Source organism: Leifsonia shinshuensis, assembly GCF_014217625.1.
Taxonomy (GTDB): Bacteria; Actinomycetota; Actinomycetes; order Actinomycetales; family Microbacteriaceae; genus Leifsonia; species Leifsonia shinshuensis_A.
Map to the genome: position 1 here is coordinate 4,410,279 of NZ_CP043641.1, position 17,416 is coordinate 4,427,694.

Genomic DNA, 17,416 nt, shown 5'->3' on the forward strand with positions numbered 1-17,416 from the left:
ATTCGGCTCTGATTCTAGAGGCTGCGGCTCCGAATGGGCTGAACGCCCGCTCCGCCCCGGTAACATCGCCGTCCACCCCCTCCCGCGCCCGTAGGATAGTCACCATGTCCGACGGCTCCGCGTTCTACATCACCACGCCGATCTTCTACGTCAACGACGTCCCTCACATCGGGCACGCCTACACGGAGGTCGCCGCGGACGTGCTCGCGCGCTGGCACCGCCAGGCCGGCGACGACACCTGGCTGCTGACCGGCACCGACGAGCACGGGCAGAAGATCCTGCGCACCGCGACCGCCAACGGCACCACCCCGAAGGAGTGGGCCGACCGGCTGGTGACGAACGAGTGGCTGCCGCTGCTGAAGACCATCGACATCGCGAACGACGACTTCATCCGCACCACCGACGAGCGGCACGAGAAGAACGTCCAGAAGTTCCTGCAGAAGCTGTACGACGACGGCTTCATCTACGCGGGCGAGTACGAGGCCCTGTACTGCGTCGGCTGCGAGGAGTTCAAGCCGCAGAGCGAGATCGTCGACGGCACGGGGGAGTACGAAGGCCAGAAGGTCTGCGCCATCCACTCCAAGCCGCTGGAGCTGCTGCAGGAGAAGAACTACTTCTTCCGGATGAGCGACTTCGCCGACCGGCTGCTGGCCCTCTACGAGGACCGACCGGAGTTCGTGCAGCCGGAGTCGGCCCGCAACGAGGTCGTGTCCTTCGTGCGCCAGGGGCTCAGCGACCTGTCCATCTCGCGGTCGAGCTTCGACTGGGGCATCAAGGTGCCGTGGGACGAGTCGCACGTGGTCTACGTGTGGTTCGACGCGCTGCTCAACTATGTGACCGCGGTCGGCTACGGCCAGGACGAGGAAACCTTCGAGCGCCGCTGGCCGGCGACGCACCTGGTCGGCAAGGACATCCTGCGCTTCCACGCCGTCATCTGGCCGGCCATGCTGATGGCCGCAGGGCTGGAGGTGCCGCACCGCGTCTTCGGCCACGGCTGGCTGCTGGTCGGCGGCGAGAAGATGTCCAAGTCCAAGCTGACCGGCATCGCGCCGACCCAGATCACCGACACCTTCGGCTCCGACGCGTTCCGCTACTACTTCCTGCGCGCGATCAACTTCGGCCAGGACGGCTCGTTCAGCTGGGAGGACCTCGCCGCGCGCTACCAGGCCGAGCTGGCCAACGGCTTCGGCAACCTGGCGTCGCGCGTGATCGCGATGGTCACGCGTTACTTCGAGGGCGTGGTGCCGCCGGCCGGGCAGTACGAGGAGGCCGACCTCCACGTGCAGCAGGTCGTCGCGAAGGCCACCGCCGACGCTGACGCCGCCATGGGCACGCTGGCGATCCACGACGCGCTCGCCGCGGTGTGGACCATCGTGGACGAGCTGAACGGCTACATCACGATCCAGGAGCCGTGGTCGCTCGCGAAGGACGAGACCAAGCGCGAGCGCCTGCAGACGGTGCTCTACACGGCGGCGGAGGGCCTGCGCGCCCTCGCGGTGCTGCTCTCGCCGGTCGTTCCGAAGGCGACGGCCAAGCTGTGGACCGCGCTCGGCGTGACCGCGGAGCTCGGCCCGCTCGACGCGCAGCCGCTGCGGAAGGCCGGCGACTGGGGCCGGCTGCCCGCCGGCACCGAGGTCAACGGGCTCGAGGCGCTGTTCCCGCGCATCGAGGCGGACGTGGTGCAGGGGGCATGACCGACCCCGCGTTCATCCGGCAGCGGCACGTCACCGACGGTCGCGACCTCGCGTACCCGCCGCTTCCGGAGGCGCTCGTCGTGCCCGTCTACGACAACCACACCCACCTGGAGATCGCCGACGGCCACGAGCCGCTCGACTACCGCGAGCAGCTCGACCGCGCCTCCAGCGTCGGCGTGCGCGGGGTGGTCCAGGTCGGCAACGACGTGGAGACCTCCCGCTGGTCGGCGGAGATGGCCGCGATCGAGCCGCGCATGCTGGCCGCCGTCGCCCTGCACCCCAACGACGCCCCGGACTACGCCGAACGCGGCGAGCTGGACGACGCCCTCGCGGCGATCGCCGAGCTGGCCGGGAGGCCGCGGGTGCGGGCTGTCGGGGAGACCGGACTCGACTTCTTCCGCACAGAGGCGGGGCCGCGGCGCGACGCGCAGTTCGCGTCCTTCGAGGCGCACATCGAGATCGCCAAGCAGAACGGCATCGCCCTGCAGATCCACGACCGGGACGCGCACGCCGCCGTCGTCGCGACGCTCAAGCGCGTCGGCGCGCCGGAGCGCACCGTCTTCCACTGCTTCTCCGGCGATGTCGAGCTGGCCGAGATCTGCGCGGACAACGGCTGGTACATGTCGTTCGCGGGCAACGTCACGTTCAAGAACGCGCCGAACCTGCGTGCCGCCCTCCAGGCCGCTCCGCGCGACCTGATCATGGTGGAGACCGACGCGCCGTTCCTCACCCCCGCGCCGTTCCGCGGCCGGCCGAACGCGCCGTACCTCATCCCGCACACGCTGCGGGCGATGGCGGAGTACCTGAGCACCGACGCCTCCACGCTCGCGGCGCAGATCAACTCCAATACGGAGCTCGTCTACGGCCGCTGGGACAGCGAGCCCGTCGGCCAGCCGCCGTCGGGCCCGATCGGGACCATCGCGTGAGCGAGCTGCGCCTGCTCGGACCGGCCGAGATCCGCGACCTCGCGGAGCTGCTGGACGTCACCCCGACCAAGAAGCTCGGCCAGAACTTCGTCATCGACGCGAACACCGTGCGCCGCATCGTCCGGGTCGCGGAGGTCGAGGCCGGCGACGTGGTGGTGGAGGTCGGCCCCGGCCTCGGCTCGCTCACGCTCGGCCTCCTGGAGGCGGACGCGCGCGTCGTCGCCGTGGAGATCGACGGGCGCCTGGCCCGGCAGCTCCCGGTCACGGTCGAGCAGCTGGCGCCGTCCGCGGCCGGGCGGCTGACGGTCGTCCACCAGGACGCCCTCACCGTGACCGAGCTGCCCGAGCAGCCCGCCCGGCTGGTCGCCAACCTCCCGTACAACGTCTCGGTGCCGGTGCTGCTGCACTTCCTGGAGACCTTCCCGACCCTGCGCTCCGGCGTGGTAATGGTGCAGGCGGAGGTCGGCCACCGCATCGCGGCCGGCCCCGGCTCCAAGGTCTACGGCGCGCCGAGCGTGAAGGCCGCCTGGTACGGCGACTGGCGCACGGCCGGCAACGTCAGCCGGCAGATCTTCTGGCCGGTGCCCAACGTGGACTCGGTGCTGGTCGGCTTCGACCGGCGCGCGGAGCCGCGCGGCGACGAAGCGCTCCGGCGCCGCACGTTCGCCCTCGTGGACGCCGCCTTCCAGCAGCGCAGGAAGACCCTCCGGCAGTCGCTCTCCGTGGTCTTCGGCGACCCGACCTCCGCCGCGACGGCGCTGGAGGCCGCCGGGATCAGCCCGTCGCTGCGGGGCGAGCAGCTCCAGCTCGACGACTTCGTGAGACTCGCCGCCTCCGCCTGATCGCCGTGGTCCTCCCGGGACCCCCGCACTGTGTAGGTTTGAGGCATGGTCGAGGCTGGTACGGGGTGGGACGTGGATGCCGTGCATGTGCGGGCGCCGGGCAAGATCAACGTGTTCATGCGAGTCGGCGCCGTCCGCGACGACGGCTACCACGACGTCGCGACCGCCTACCAGGCCGTCTCGCTCTACGAGGACGTCCGCGCCTACCGCGACGACGAGTTCTCGGTCAGCTTCTCCGGCAGTGTCGACACCAGCGAGCTGGCGACCGACGGCACGAACCTCGCGATCAAGGCCGCCAAGCTGCTGGCCAAGAAGACCGGCCACACCGGAGGCGTCCGGCTGGAGATCGAGAAGCATGTCCCGATCGCGGGCGGCATGGGCGGAGGCTCGGCCGACGCGGCCGCGACCCTGGTCGCCTGCGATGCGCTCTGGGGCACCGAGCTCGGCCGCGAGGAACTGCTCGCCCTGGCCGCGCGGCTCGGCGCGGACGTCCCGTTCGCGCTGATCGGCGGCACGGCGATCGGCACCGGCCGCGGCGACCGGCTCAGCCCCGCGCTTGCCACCGGGCAGTTCCAGTGGGTGCTCGCCCTGCCGGAAGGCGAGCTCAGCACGCCCGCCGTCTACAGCGAGCTCGACCGGCACCGGCAGCGACACATCGGCGAGATCGCGCCCGCCGAGCGCAGCCCGAGCGTCGACGCGGAGATCCTGCAGGCCCTGCGCGCGGGCGACCCGGCGATGCTGGCCGAGGCGCTCACCAACGACCTCCAGGCGCCGGCCATCCACCTGGCCCCGAGCATCGCGGAGGTGCTGGAGCTCGGCGAGCTGAACGGCGCGCTCGCGGGGATCGTGTCGGGCTCCGGTCCGACCGTGGCGTTCCTGGTGGCGGACCTCGACAACGCCCTCGACCTGCAGATCGCGCTCAGCGCGTCCCGGATCCGCGCGGTGCGGGCGACCGGGCCGGTGCACGGCGCGCGGGTCGTCGGCGACTGATCCGGCCGCCCGACCGCGCAGCGCCCCCGCCACCCCCTGCCGAGTATCCCGGGAGCCGGGCCATGTCGGGCCACATCCCGGCGCGGGCATACTCGGCAGCTGGTGAGGCGCCCAGGCGCGCGAATCCGGCGCCTGAGCCCGAGGATGCCCGATCCGCATCGCACGTCGGGTTGAGACGATTCGTTTGAGTGAGTCGTTTCCGTGCGGGTGCGGGTCGGGCATCCCGGGTGAGATCAACGTTAGCGAGCGGCCCGCGTGTCCTCCTAGTGGGGGACCGGAAAACCGTCAACTCTTGACGGGTCGGTCGCTTCTGACGGGCCGGCGGCGGGGGAGGGCGAGCGAGCGCAGCTCCCGGCGGGAACGCATCCCGAGCTTGGCGAGGATGTTGCGCACGTGGAAGTTGACGGTCGTCACCGACACGTACAGCCGCTCGGCGATCTCCTTGTTGGTCATGCCCGCGGCCAGCGCGTGGGCCACCTGCCGCTCGCGGGTCGTGAGCGATGCGAGCGGGTCGGCGGCGGCCGCCTCGCGTTCGCCGTCGGCGGCGCCGGTCCCGGACCGGACCTCGTCGAGGTACTGCGCCGTGCGAGCGAGGTAGCTGCTGGCGCCGAGGCGGCGGAATGTGGCGGCGGCGGACTCGAGCAGGGCCTCGGCGTCGTGGTGGCCGTCGGCGAGCAGCCTGCCGGCGACGAGCAGCCTGCCGGCGTCCAGCGCGGCGACCGCCTCGGGGAAGGCGAAGCGCGCTTCCTGTGCGGCCTCCCGGTACGCGGTCACCGCCTCGTCGCGCCGGTCCTCGGCCTCCAGCACCCGGCCCTCGAGCCAGCGCAGCGAGCCGTAGTAGGGCCGCCAGAGGCCGGGGGCGGTGCAGCGCTCGAAGGCGGCGCGCGCTTCGGCGGCGCGGCCGAGGGCGGCGAGCGCGTCGACGCGGTAGCTGAGCCAGCCGAGGGTGGAGGCGCGGGTCGCGGCGGCCTCGGCGTCGACAGTGGCCTGCAGCTGCTCCTCCGGACGGCCGAGCGCGCGGGCGAGCTCGGCCCGCGCGAGGAACGGCAGGTCGCCGTCGTAGGAGCCGATGAACCGGGGATCCGCGCGCGCGGCCGAGCGCAGCCGGTCGCCCACCGAGTCGGCCTCGCCGCGGCCGGCGCGCACCAGCGCGGAGGTCCAGAGCGCGATCGGCCAGCAGGACAGGTCGGTCTCGTCCAGTGCCAGCGCGACGGCCGTGTCGGCCAGCGTGACGGACTCCTCCCACTCGCCGACCAGGAAGAGGATGTGCGCGTAGATCGTGCGGACGAAGCCGGCGGTCCAGCTCGACGGGAACCGGCGGACCAGCTCGTTGGCACGGGCCAGGTCGGCGCGGGCGCGCTCGACGTCGCCGCCGAGGATGAACACCCGGGAGCGCGCGACGAGCGCGTCCACGGCCGCGGGCGACTCGTGCTGCGCCAGCAGCGTGTCCAGCTCCGCGGTCAGCGGGGCGAACAGGTCGGGACGCCCGGCGTGCGCCGCCGAGTTGAGGGCCCAGCCGAGCAGGCGGACCAGGTGCTCGTCGGGTTCCGCGAGCCAGCGCAGCGCCGGGTCGGCGACCTCCTCGGGGCGCGGGCACTCCGCGATGTGCGCGCGCGCCGTCTCCAGGTGGTCGAGGACGCCGGCGAAGTCACCCATCGCCATGAGCACCTTCGGGATCGCCTCGGCGACGTGGGTGCGGATCGCGCGCTCGTCCGGGGTGACCGCGGGGGCGGCCTCCAGTTTGAGGGCGAGCTCCAGCGCGCCGGGCACGTCGCGGGAGAGCGTGCGCAGCTCCAGCAGCACGGCGTCGCGCGCAGGCGACGTCGGCAGCGCCTCGATGGCGGGCCGCAGCTCCAGGATCTGCTCGTGCAGGCGGAACCGCATCGCGAGGAGGCCGAGCTCGATGAGCGCGCGCTCCAGCTCACCGTCGGTCGCGAGGTGCATCGCGGAGCGGGCGTAGCTCATGGCCTGTTCGGCGTGCCCCTGGTCGGCGGCGGCCAGCGCGGCGGTGAGCAGCTCGTCGACCAGCAGCGGGTCGGCGGTGTCGGCGGCCTCCACCCGGTGCCGGAGGGCGCGGTGGCCGTCCAGCACCTCCGCGGCGACCCGGTGGATCGCGACCCGGCGCTCGACGGTCAGCTCGGCGGCGAGCGCGTCGGCGAGCAGCGCGTGCGCCGGCTCCACCCAGAGCACGCCGTCGCGGGTGAGGCCGAGGACCAGCCCGCGCGTGACCGCTCCGGGGAGGTCGAGCTTCGTGCCGAGGCGGGCGGCGACGCTGCCGACGACGGGCGCTGGCAGCGGGTCGCGCAGCACGGCGACGAACTCGGCCGCGGTGCGCACGGACGGGTCGGCGCCCTCCAGCGCCGCCGAGATGGCCGAGGCCAGCGGCATGATCGCGGTGTCCGGCAGGTCCCAGCCCGCGGGATGCAGCGCCTGCTCGAACGTGTCGCGCAGCTGGCCGAGCAGGACGCTCAGCAGCAGCGGGGAGCCCTGCGTCGCCTCGGTGAGGCGGGTCGCCGTGCGGCGGGAGATGGGGTGGCCGAGGAGGTGCTCGGCCAGCTCCTGGGTGTCGGAGACGGTGAGCGGGGTGAGGTCGATACGGGCGTGGTTGACGGAGGTCGCGGCGAGGTCGTCGAACAGGGCGGTCACGCTGTTCGGCTGTGGACGCGACGCCGCCGTGAACAGGAAGCCGCGGTCTGACAGCCGCCGCACCACGAACCGGAGCGCCCGCGCCGAGGGCTCGTCCACCCACTGCGCGTCGTCGACGATGAGGCACACGGGGCCGTTCAGGCCGTCGATCGTGTCGAGGAGCAGCCTCCCGACCGTGAGGGCGTCGTCCTCCGGGGCGGGCGGGCGGATGGCGGCGTTCGGGCCGCCGTTCGCGCCGCGCAGCGCGGTCAGTCCGCGCACCAGCGTCTCGACGGTCGCGTAGGCGAGGTCGGACTCGAACGAGTCGGCGCTCACCCGCAGCACGGTCCAGCCGTCCAGCCGCTCGGCGATGTCGGCCAGCAGGGAGGTCTTGCCGAGGCCCGCCTCGCCGGTGACCAGCACCGCGCCGCCGCGGTCGATCGCGCGGTGGGCGACCAGCAGGATGGTCTCCCGCGCCCGGTCGCGTCCGAAGAGTGGGCGCACGGTCGCCAGCTCGTCGGTCACGCTCAGCCCCCATCGACCGCGCGGGTCGGGAACGCGTGGTCCGGTGGGTCGATCATCGCACATCGGGGTGTGCGGTCGGTTTCCCCAAAAGGTGGGGGGAACGAGGTCATCGCGTGGGGCGGCCCCGGTTCGCGACGGTAGGCTGGAGGACCGTATGGCTCATCTCCTCGGCGCCGAGTCGCTGCACCTCGAATACCCGACGCGGGTCGTCTTCGACTCGGTGACGCTCGGCGTCTCCGAGGGCGACCGCATCGGCGTCGTGGGCCGCAACGGCGACGGCAAGTCCACCCTCCTCTCGCTGCTCGCCGGCCGTCTCGAACCGGACTCCGGCCGGGTCACCCGACGCCGCGACGTCACGGTCGGGATGCTCGACCAGCGCGACGAGCTGCCCGACGCGCTCACGGTCGGCCGCGCCATCGTCGGCGACCGCGACGAGCACACCTGGGCGGGCGACCCGAAGGTGCGCGACGTGCTGGCCGGCCTGGTCTCTGACGTGCCGTGGGACGCGACGATCGGCGAGCTCTCCGGAGGCCAGCGCCGTCGCGTGGCGCTCGCCGCCCTCCTGGTGCACGACCACGACATCCTCTTCCTGGACGAGCCGACCAACCACCTCGACATCGAGGGTGTCGCCTGGCTCGCCGACCACCTCAAGCGGCGCTGGCCGTCCGCCTCCGGGGCGCTCGTGGTCGTGACGCACGACCGCTGGTTCCTGGACGAAGTGTCGACGGCGACCTGGGAGGTCCACGACGGGATCGTGGAGCCGTTCGAGGGCGGCTACGCGGCGTACATCCTGCAGCGCGTCGAGCGTGACCGGATGGCGGCGGTCGCCGAGACCAAGCGGCAGAACCTGATGCGCAAGGAGCTGGCCTGGCTGCGCCGCGGGGCGCCGGCGCGCACCTCCAAACCGAAGTTCCGGATGGACGCCGCCGCCGCGCTGATCTCCGACGAGCCGGCCCCGCGCGACACCGTCGAACTGACCAAGCTCGCGACCGCACGGCTCGGCAAGGACGTGGTCGACCTCATCGACGTCACCGTCGAGTTCCCGCCGAAGACCGTCCTGCGCGACGTCGAATGGCGGATCGCGCCCGGCGAGCGCACCGGCATCCTCGGGATCAACGGCGCGGGCAAGTCCACGCTGCTCGGCCTCGTCGCCGGAACGGTCGAGCCGACGGCCGGCCGGGTCAAGCGCGGCAAGACGGTCAAGATCGCGACCCTCACCCAGCAGCTGGACGAGCTGGAGGCCGTGCGCGACCTCCGGGTCAGCGCCGTCGTCGCCGACAAGCGCACGACCTATCTCGCCGGCGGCAAGGAGGTCTCACCCGGCCAGATGCTCGAACGCCTCGGCTTCACGAACGCCCAGCTCTCGACGCCGGTCAAGGACCTCTCCGGCGGCCAGAAGCGCCGCCTCCAGCTGCTGCTGATCCTGCTGGACGAGCCGAACGTGCTCATCCTCGACGAGCCGACCAACGACCTGGACACCGACATGCTCGCCGCGATGGAGGACCTCCTCGACGGCTGGCCGGGCACGCTGCTCGTGGTGTCGCACGACCGCTACCTGGTGGAGCGGGTGACCGACCAGCAGTACGCGGTCGTGGAGGGGGCGTTCCGGCACCTGCCGGGCGGGGTGGACGAGTATCTGCGGTTGCGGAGGGAGAGGAGTGCGGCGCCTGCTGCGTCGGCTGCGCCTGCTGCTTCGGGCTCCGCTCCCGCGTCGCCCGTGCTCTCCGGCGCCGCCCTGCGCGCAGCCGAGAAGGAGCTCGCCTCCATCGACCGCCGCCTGGCGAAGCTGGCCGGCCAGGTCACCTCCCACCACGAGTCGATCGCCCGCCACGACCAGAGCGACTACGTCGGCCTCGGCCGCCTCACCGACGAGCTGCGCACCCTGGAGGGCGAGATCGCCGACCAGGAGACCCGCTGGCTGGAGCTGAGCGAGCAGCTGGAGGGCTGACGCCCACGTCGGCTCCGCGTCGGCAACGGCGGACATCCACCCCGCCACGCCGCACCACCGCAGCCATCGGAGGACATCCCACTCGCCTTGCCCCCCATCTCCTCCGCTACCCCCGCACCTCGCCCTCCTACCAAGTCGGCAACGGAGGAGATCGGGCTCCGGAGCGCGCGAGAGTCCTCCGTTAGCTGCCTTCCGGCGGCGTGTCGGCTCCGGACTCCTCCGTTGCCGACGCCTCGAACAGTTCCATCCGCACGTTGTAGTACGCGTCGGTCGGGCCGAGTCGGCGCATGCCGATCCGCTCGCAGACCCGCTGCGACGCGGCGTTGTCGGGGTAGGTGACGGCGACCACGCGCGGGAGGTCGGCGAGCGCCGCCGTGAGGAGTGCGCGGGCCGCCTCCGCCGCGTAGCCGTGGCCCCAGTGCTCCGGGTGGAAGTGCCAGCCGATCTCGGTGTCCCCGGACGGCCGCAACGGCTCTGGGCCGGACGCCGGGATGGGCTGCAGCATCACCGTGCCGACCGGCGTCCCGGCGAGCTCCACCACCCGGAACGCACGCAGGTCGTCCTCCAGCGCCCGCAGCCGGGCGATCCGCCGCTCCGCCTCGACGCGATCCGTCATGACCGCGGGCGTGCGGCCGAGGAACCGCGCCACCTCCCACCGCGAGTAGAGGTCGAAGGCGAAGTCCACGTCGTCGTCGCGCCACGGTCGCAGGGTGAGCCGGTCGGTGGTGAGGGTGGTGGGGATGCGCACCCGGTCAGCGTAATCGCGCACCGCGGTTCGGCGGTTCCGCCGCACATAGAGTGGAGCGATCGGCACCGAAAGGCAACACGCATCTCTAACGCAGCACCTCATTCCGCGACGTCGGGCACCTGGGCTGTCCCCGATCTCGTGGATGCTGCGACCCCGGTGATCGTGTTCCATCCGGCGATGGGTGTCGGCTGGTCGTACTACCGTCCACTGATCGACAGACTCCGCCGACTGGGCGTCATCGTCGTCGCCGCCGACCTCCGGGGGCACGATGTTCGCGGGCGACACTCCGACAGCGGATTCCGCGAGATCGTCGAGGTCGACATCCCGGCGATCGTGGCCGAGACTCGATCCCGGTGGCCCGGTCATCCGATCTGGCTGATGGGGCACAGCCTCGGCGGTCAGCTGTCCGCGGTCAGCGCCGCGCACGCGGCGCTTCCCATCTCCGGCCTGGTCCTTGTCGCGGCAGGCTCAGCGCACTTCCGCGCCTTCCCATCGTGGCGCGGAATCCGCAACCGGCTCCTCGCGCCGTGCTTCGCCGCATTGACCGTCGTCCTGGGATACTGGCCGGGCGATCGGGTGGGCTTCGGTGGCCGCCAGCCGCGCCGGCTCCTTCTCGACTGGGCCCATCTGGTTCGCACGGGACGCTATCGTTCGGGTGAAACGGGGCGGGAGTACGACGACGACCTGCGGCGCGCGGAGCAGCGGGTGCTCCTGGTCGGAGTCGTCGGCGACACGCTCGCCCCGGAAGGAGCCATCGATGAACTGCGGAGAAAGATGCCGCGTTCGCGAGTGACCGCCGTCGTCCGCCCGGCGCCGCCGGTCGGGAAGGATCCGCACTTCTCCTGGGTCCGCGGCGACGAGGGACTCGCGCGAGACGTCGTCGAGTGGATTCGGGGAGATGGTCCGCCGCACGCGAGCTCGGGCATCGGCGACTCGCCCCACGGCCCCTCCGGTTAGACTCGCCGCATGCCGACCCACATCGTCGTGAATCAGGCCCAAACCCCCGTCCTCAACCAGTCCCCGCCGCGCGTCGACCTGGACGAGTTCGCCGCGAATCTCCCGCTGCGGGAGGCCGTCGAGCGGTACGACGCCGACTGGGCGCTGTCCGACCTCGGCGCCGTCGGGCGGCTGGTCGGGTCCGCCGAGTTCCAGGCCGACGCCGAGCGGGCCAACGTGCGCGAGCCGCAGGTGCGGACCTTCGACCGGTGGGGTTCCCGCGTCGACGAGGTCGACTACGACGAGAGCTACCACCGGGTGATCCGGGAGGCCGTCGCTGCGGGAGCGCACACCTCGGCCTGGGCGGAGCCGCGGGCCGGGGCGAACGTCGCGCGCGCGGCGACATTCATGCTGTTCGCGCAGGTCGAGCCCGGCCACGCCTGCCCGATCTCCATGTCGCACGCGGCCGTCCCGGCGCTCGCGGCCTCCCCGGAGCTCGCCGCCGAGTGGGTGCCGCGGCTGCTGTCGCGGGAGTACGACGGGCGGCTCGGGGCCGACAAGCCCTCCGCGCTGTTCGGGATGGCGATGACCGAGAAGCAGGGCGGCTCGGACGTGCGCGCCAACACCACCCGCGCCCTCGCCGACGGCGACGGGCGCTGGCTGCTGACCGGCCACAAGTGGTTCTGCTCTGCGCCGATGTCCGACGCGTTCCTGGTGCTCGCGCAGACCGCCGGCGGACTCAGCTGCTTCGTCGTGCCGCGGGTGCTGGAGGACGGCACGCGCAACGTCTTCCTCATCCAGCGGCTGAAGGACAAGCTCGGCAACCGGTCGAACGCCTCCAGCGAGGTCGAGTTCTCGGACACGGTCGGCTACCTCCTGGGCGAGGAGGGCCGGGGCGTGCGCACCATCCTGGAGATGGTGAACCGCACCCGGCTCGACTGCGTGCTCGGCAGCGCGGCCGGGATGCGGCAGGCGGTCGCGGAGGCGGCGTGGCACGTCCGGCACCGGGAGGCGTTCGGCCGCCGGCTGGTCGAGCAGCCCGCGATGACGGCGGTGCTCGCGGATCTGGCGCTGGAGTCGGAGGCCGCGACGGCGGTCGCGCTGCGGCTGGCCCGCGCGCACGACGACGATGCCCCCGACACCGAGGTCGCATTCCGGCGCCTGGCCACCGCGGTGAGCAAGTACTGGGTCTGCAAGCGCGGGCCGGGTCATGCCTACGAGGCGATGGAGTGCCTGGGCGGCAACGGCTACACCGAGGCGTTCCCGCTGGCCCGGCGGTATCGGGAGCAGCCGGTGATGGCGATCTGGGAGGGCTCCGGCAACGTGATCGCGCTGGATGTGCTGCGCGCGCTCGGCCGCGAGCCGGAGAGCGTCGCGGCCTTCGACGCCGAGCTCGCGGCGGCCCGCGGCACGCACGCCGCGTACGACGCGCACCACGATCGGCTGCGCCGCGCGGTCGCGGAGGCCGACGAGTCGTCGGCCCGCGCCCTGGTCGCCGCGCTCGCGGTGGCGCTGCAGGCGTCGCTGCTCATCCGGCACGCTCCGGCCGCGGTCGCGGACGCGTTCGTCGCGGCGCGCCTCGGAGCGGACCGCGGGTCGTTGTACGGCGAACTGCCGCCGGGCCTCGACACGGCGGGGATCGTCGCGCGCGCCTGAGCGGAAGGCCGTCCTCGCGGACTCAGGGAGACCAATCGAACAGATCGAGTGCTCCGGCCAGATCGAAGGCGGATCCTGCGGCGTCCACCACGCTGCCGATCGCGCCGACGGCGTCCATGATGTCCCCGAGCGCACCCGCCGCGTGAAGGATGTCGGCGGCGGACTGCCCGACACCGGCGAGCCCGGTGAGGGTGTCCGCGTCGAGCGCGCCGTAGTCCGCGGCGATCACCTTCGTCCACTCGCGCTCCATCCCGAAGATCACGGCGTACGGCAGCAGCCGCTCGTGCAGCTTCAGGCGCACCGCGTCGCCCTCCGGGCCGGCGGGCAGCCCCACGGCGCCGAGCGGCGACTGGAGGGTGCGGAGCCTGTCGGCCTCCGCGAGCCGCATGTACTGGCGGAGGCCGTCGAGGTGCGCACGACGCGCGGTCGCCGCGGCGGTGAACCGGCGCGGGAGGATCCGCGCGGCCACGACGATCTCGGCCACCACGAGCGCGAGCGCGCCGACGGCGAGGACGCCGAGGAGGTGGGCGCCGGCCAGGAACGCGATCAGCGCGACGGCGACGACGACGAGCAGGACGACCATCCCGGCCCGCAGCAGCAGCGGACCGGCGACGCCGTCGTTCGCCAGCAGCCCCGCGCGCCGGAGCCGGGAGACGCTCATCCGGATGAGGTCGCGCACCCGGAACGCGGTCTCACCCGTGTACCTCGAGAGCCTGCGGCGTTTACCGCGGCTGAAGGCGAACAGCGCGTCCAGCAGGGCGAGGTCGTCGCGGCCGAGCGCACCCGGATCGGCGACCTCGATCGCGATGGTGGGACGCTTCCGCTTCGGCGCCGGCTCGGTGATCAGCCGGACACGTCCCCGGACGGCCAGGTCGAGCAGCGCGGCCGCCGCCGCCCGCTTCTCCCGGCCGGCGAGCACGGCGTCGTCGATGACTCGCGCGCCCCGAAGCGGTAGGTACTCGACCACGAGCGAGCGCGGCATCCGGGACGTCCGCTCGGCGATCAGGAGCGTTGTGAGGAGCAACGCCGCTGCGACCGTGAGCAGCAGCGCACCGAAGATCATTCCGTCAGCATAGGAGCAGCAGGAGCCGGTGCACCCGTCCCGGTTCTGGGGTGAGCCGCGCTACTCGGCCGCCGCAGCCTCCGTCGCTTCGGAGGCAGCGACCGGCGTCGGCTCCGGCGCGTCCAGCGGCACGGCCGACGGCGCGGCCGCCTCCACCTCAGCGGCGGCCGCCACGATCGGCTCCGCCCCGATCGCGCGGTAGAACTCGCCGACGGCTTTGCGGTTGTACGCCGCCCAGTCGAACACGCTGTCCGGGACGTCGCCGCGCAGGAACGCGCGCATCCCGTCCGCGACGCCGTCGACCGACTGGGGGACGACCAGGCCGCTGCCCGCCGGGAGGGCGTTCTTCGCGGACGCGAACTCCACCGTCACGATCGGGAGGCCGAGGACCAGCGCCTCGAGGATCACCATCGGCTGGCCCTCGTAGTCGCTCGACAGCACGAAGCAGTCCGCCTTCGCCATGATCGCGTGCGGGTTGCGCTGCATCCCGGTCAGATGGACAGACCCCTGCAGACCGAGCTCGGCGACGACGGCCTCCAGGTGGTCCTGGAGGGGGCCGGCGCCGACGAGGACCAGGCGGGTCTTCGGGTCGTCGGCGTGCACCTGCGCGAACGCGCGGATGAGGCGCTCCTGGTTCTTCTCCGGCGAGAGCCGTCCGACGTTGACGAACGTCTTGACCCCGTCGGCCGGCGCGATCAGCGCCTCGGCCCAGTCGGGGACGCTCCCGGTCTCCTCGTCGAAGGTCAGCGTCCGGAGGTCGCCCTTCGCGTTGTCGAGGATGTGCTCGGCGTCCACCGTGTTGAGCGCAGAGAGGAACTTCTCCGGCGGCGCGAACTCCGCGAGCGACGTCCGGTTCACCTCGGAGAGCGTGGGGGAGACCGACACCAGGTGGTCGTACTGCGCGTACAGGGTGAAGAGCTGGGTGAGCGAGTGCAGCATCCGCTTCTCGCCGTTCACCTCGCGGTGCGCGTCGGAGGCCAGATCGTTGTGCAGCCAGATGGCGCGCTGCGCGTCGGGGGAGTGCAGGAGCAGGATCGCCCAGAACGGCCCGTAGCCGGAGAAGTCGACCACGTAGCCGAAGCGGCTGTCGCCGAAGCAGCGGTACCACTCGTCGTCCCAGAGCCGGTTCTGCGCGGCGGTGTCCGCGTGCTGGGCGGTGCGGCCGCGCCGGAAGTCGAGGTGACGGGCCAGGTGTCGCAGCTTCGCGCCGTTCATGCCGCCGACGCGCGGGAACTGCCGCACCGCCGGGTGGATCTGCTGCTGCTTGCCGATCGCCGCCTGCGAGTTGCTCTGGGCGAAGAACGCCGACACGTCGTAGCGCTCGTGGTCCAGGTTGTTGAGCAGGTTGAGCGCGGAGGTCGTGATGCCGTTCGGGCGCATCCCGCCGAGGTACAGCAGGATCTTCTCGCGGCCGTCGTCGTCCAGCGACGTGCGCAGCCGGTAGCCCTCGCGGACGCCGCGGAACATGATGTCCACGACGCGCTCGGCGGCCGAGCCGTCGTCATACGGGGTGAACCGTCGCTGCAGGTCGAGGTAGCGATCGCGGGCCTCGGCCGGCACCTGATCGCCGTCGTCCGCCACGGCTGCGAGGGCGTCGCCGAGCTCGCGTGCCGACATGAGCACGGGGCCAGGCCACTCCTCCGGCTCGAAGTAGAGGCCGCGGGTGCCGGCGTAGTCGGCGAGGTCGGGCGTGAAGAACAGGATCGGCCGCCCGGTGCGCAGGAAGTCGAAGAAGATGCTGGAGTAGTCGGACACCAGGATGTCCGTGGCGCCGAGCACCAGGTTGGTCGGGATCTCGTTCGGCACGAGCATCCGTGCCAGCTCCGGACGGCCGGCGGCCAGCGCGTGCACGCTCTGGTGGGTCTTCACCAGCACGGCGTAGCGGCTCGTGTCGATCCGCTCCTCCACCTGGGCGATGTGGGCGAGCAGCGCGTCGAGGTCGTCCTCCGGGCGACCGAAGACCTGCCCCTTCCAGGTCGGCGCGTACAGGATGACCTTGCGGTCGCCGAGCGGGATGCCGGAGGCGATCAGACGGCGGCGCACGTCCTCGCGCTGGGCGTCGTCCAGGAACTGCCGGTCGACGCGCGGGTAGCCCTCCTCGACGATCGTGCCGCGGTAGATGCCGTCGAGCTTGTAGCCGGTGCGGTACATCTGGTCGGTCATGAACTCGTTGGCGGCGAGCAGGTAGTCGGCCTGGACGAAGTTGCGGACGATGTTCGCGGTCGCGAGCGCGCCGCCCTCGATGTCGTAGCCCATGCGCTTCAGCGGGGTGCCGTGCCAGGTGTTGAGGTAGACCTGGCCCTGCCGCTTGGAGAAGTCGTACGGGAACGTCGCGTTGTTGACCAGGTACTGGCTGGTCGCGAGCGCCCGGTAGTAGGCGGCCGACCCGTAGCGCACGAACGTGACGCGCGGGTCGTCGGCGAACTCCTCGACCGCGGCGCGGTACTGGTGAAGGTCGGACAGCGCCCAGATGTGGGTGAGGTGCGTGAGGTCGGGTGCGGCGAGCAGCTGCCGGAAGATCGCCTCGGGGTTGTCGAGCATCCCGTTGCCGGAGAACGACTCGTAGAAGACGGAGCCCAGGACGAGCGGCTGCCGGCGCCAGTGCGCGTGGATCTCGAAGCGGGCTGCGCGCTTCACCCGGGACGGAAGGCGCTTCAGGGAAAGTCTCATCGGCGACGAGTTTATGAGAGCGGGATAACAGACACCTGAGAGGATGCGAAGCCTGCGCCGGGAACGCCGCCGGTCAGGCCCGCGTCACGCGCCGGCGTCGAAGCCGAGGCTGAGCTTGCGCAGGAGGCCGGCCAGGCGTTCCTGCTCGCCCGGCGACAGCGCCTCCAGGAGGTCGGCCTCCGCATCCACGAGCCGCGTGATCGCCGCGTCCACCCGGGCCAGGCCCTGGGTCGTCATCTGCACGAGGATGCCGCGGCCGTCGTTCGGGTCGGTGCGGCGCTCGACCAGGCCGCGGGCGACGAGCCGGTCGATCCGGTTGGTCATCGTGCCGGACGACACCAGCGTCTGCTGGAGGAGCGACTTGGGGCTGAGCTGGAACGGCGACCCCGCGCGGCGCAGCGCCGAGAGCACATCGAACTCCCACGAGTCGAGGTCGGAGCGGTCGAACGCGCCGCGGCGGGCGCGGTCGAGGTGGCGGGAGAGCCGGTCGACGCGGGAGAGCACCTGCAGCGGCGAGAAGTCGAGGTCGGGCCGCTCGCGCAGCCAGGCGCCGACGATGCGGTCGACCTCGTCGCGCGCGCCGGTGCGCCCGCCCTGGTCTTGTGCCTCCGCCATCCCTCCATGCTATTCGGCGCGGGCCTCCGCTCGGCGGCGGCGCGGGCCGAGTCTGGCAGACTGTCTGTGCGCGTTGCGCGGTCCGCCTTGGTGTAATGGCAGCACGACAGCCTTTGGAGCTGTGAGGTCTAGGTTCGAGTCCTGGAGGCGGAGCGTTCGTCCGCCCGACCGACACGAC

12 protein-coding genes and 1 tRNA gene are annotated in these 17,416 nt (G+C 72.3%); 8 read left to right on the forward strand and 5 right to left on the reverse strand.

Annotated elements, in window-relative coordinates:
• Positions 1 to 104: 104 nt before the first annotated feature.
• From metG to F1C12_RS21565, 4 genes are read left to right on the forward strand one after another with little or no spacing between them, the layout of a single operon-like run.
• Positions 105 to 1,694 (forward strand): methionine--tRNA ligase, encoded by a 1,590-nt coding sequence (gene metG / locus F1C12_RS21550; protein WP_185276833.1) that lies wholly within the window; start codon positions 105 to 107, stop codon positions 1,692 to 1,694.
• A complete protein-coding gene (locus F1C12_RS21555; RefSeq protein ID WP_185276834.1) occupies positions 1,691 to 2,620 on the forward strand; it encodes a TatD family hydrolase in 930 nt (309 codons plus the stop codon). Before metG ends, F1C12_RS21555 begins: the two co-directional genes overlap by 4 nt.
• Positions 2,617 to 3,462 (forward strand): 16S rRNA (adenine(1518)-N(6)/adenine(1519)-N(6))-dimethyltransferase RsmA, encoded by an 846-nt coding sequence (rsmA, locus tag F1C12_RS21560; protein ID WP_185276835.1) that lies wholly within the window; start codon positions 2,617 to 2,619, stop codon positions 3,460 to 3,462. Before F1C12_RS21555 ends, rsmA begins: the two co-directional genes overlap by 4 nt.
• Positions 3,463 to 3,507: 45 nt before the next feature.
• Positions 3,508 to 4,452 (forward strand): 4-(cytidine 5'-diphospho)-2-C-methyl-D-erythritol kinase, encoded by a 945-nt coding sequence (locus F1C12_RS21565; RefSeq protein ID WP_185276836.1) that lies wholly within the window; start codon positions 3,508 to 3,510, stop codon positions 4,450 to 4,452.
• A gap of 285 nt (positions 4,453 to 4,737) precedes the next feature.
• On the opposite strand, the gene F1C12_RS21570 is transcribed toward F1C12_RS21565, so the two are convergent.
• Positions 4,738 to 7,602, reverse strand: coding sequence for a helix-turn-helix transcriptional regulator (locus F1C12_RS21570; RefSeq protein ID WP_185276837.1), 2,865 nt, complete (start codon positions 7,600 to 7,602; stop codon positions 4,738 to 4,740).
• A 154-nt stretch (positions 7,603 to 7,756) separates the two neighbouring features.
• Between F1C12_RS21570 and F1C12_RS21575 the strand changes: the two genes are divergently transcribed.
• Positions 7,757 to 9,550, forward strand: coding sequence for an ABC-F family ATP-binding cassette domain-containing protein (locus tag F1C12_RS21575; protein WP_185276838.1), 1,794 nt, complete (start codon positions 7,757 to 7,759; stop codon positions 9,548 to 9,550).
• A gap of 181 nt (positions 9,551 to 9,731) precedes the next feature.
• Here the strand turns inward: F1C12_RS21575 and F1C12_RS21580 are convergent, their stop codons facing one another.
• Entirely contained in the window at positions 9,732 to 10,298 is a 567-nt protein-coding gene (locus F1C12_RS21580; protein ID WP_258046055.1) for a GNAT family N-acetyltransferase, read from the reverse strand.
• Between the two features lie 138 nt (positions 10,299 to 10,436).
• Between F1C12_RS21580 and F1C12_RS21585 the strand changes: the two genes are divergently transcribed.
• Both F1C12_RS21585 and F1C12_RS21590 read left to right on the forward strand, forming a co-directional pair.
• Complete coding sequence (locus F1C12_RS21585; RefSeq protein WP_185276840.1) at positions 10,437 to 11,255, forward strand: alpha/beta hydrolase family protein; 819 nt, start codon at positions 10,437 to 10,439, stop codon at positions 11,253 to 11,255.
• Positions 11,256 to 11,264: 9 nt separating this feature from the next.
• A complete protein-coding gene (locus tag F1C12_RS21590) occupies positions 11,265 to 12,890 on the forward strand; it encodes an acyl-CoA dehydrogenase family protein (RefSeq protein WP_185276841.1) in 1,626 nt (541 codons plus the stop codon).
• Between the two features lie 22 nt (positions 12,891 to 12,912).
• Here F1C12_RS21590 and F1C12_RS21595 read toward each other — a convergent pair whose 3' ends face one another.
• The 3 genes from F1C12_RS21595 to F1C12_RS21605 form a co-directional block, all read right to left on the reverse strand.
• Positions 12,913 to 13,953 (reverse strand): DUF2207 family protein, encoded by a 1,041-nt coding sequence (locus F1C12_RS21595; protein WP_185276842.1) that lies wholly within the window; start codon positions 13,951 to 13,953, stop codon positions 12,913 to 12,915.
• 60 nt (positions 13,954 to 14,013) lie between these two features.
• Positions 14,014 to 16,623: a glycosyltransferase gene (locus F1C12_RS21600; RefSeq protein ID WP_185276843.1), complete on the reverse strand. Its 2,610-nt coding sequence runs from the start codon at positions 16,621 to 16,623 to the stop codon at positions 14,014 to 14,016.
• Positions 16,624 to 16,707: 84 nt separating this feature from the next.
• Positions 16,708 to 17,238, reverse strand: a complete 531-nt coding sequence (locus F1C12_RS21605; RefSeq protein ID WP_185276844.1) for a MarR family winged helix-turn-helix transcriptional regulator — start codon at positions 17,236 to 17,238, stop codon at positions 16,708 to 16,710.
• 81 nt (positions 17,239 to 17,319) lie between these two features.
• Between F1C12_RS21605 and F1C12_RS21610 the strand changes: the two genes are divergently transcribed.
• A tRNA-Gln gene (locus tag F1C12_RS21610) sits at positions 17,320 to 17,391 on the forward strand.
• Positions 17,392 to 17,416 lie beyond the last annotated feature (25 nt).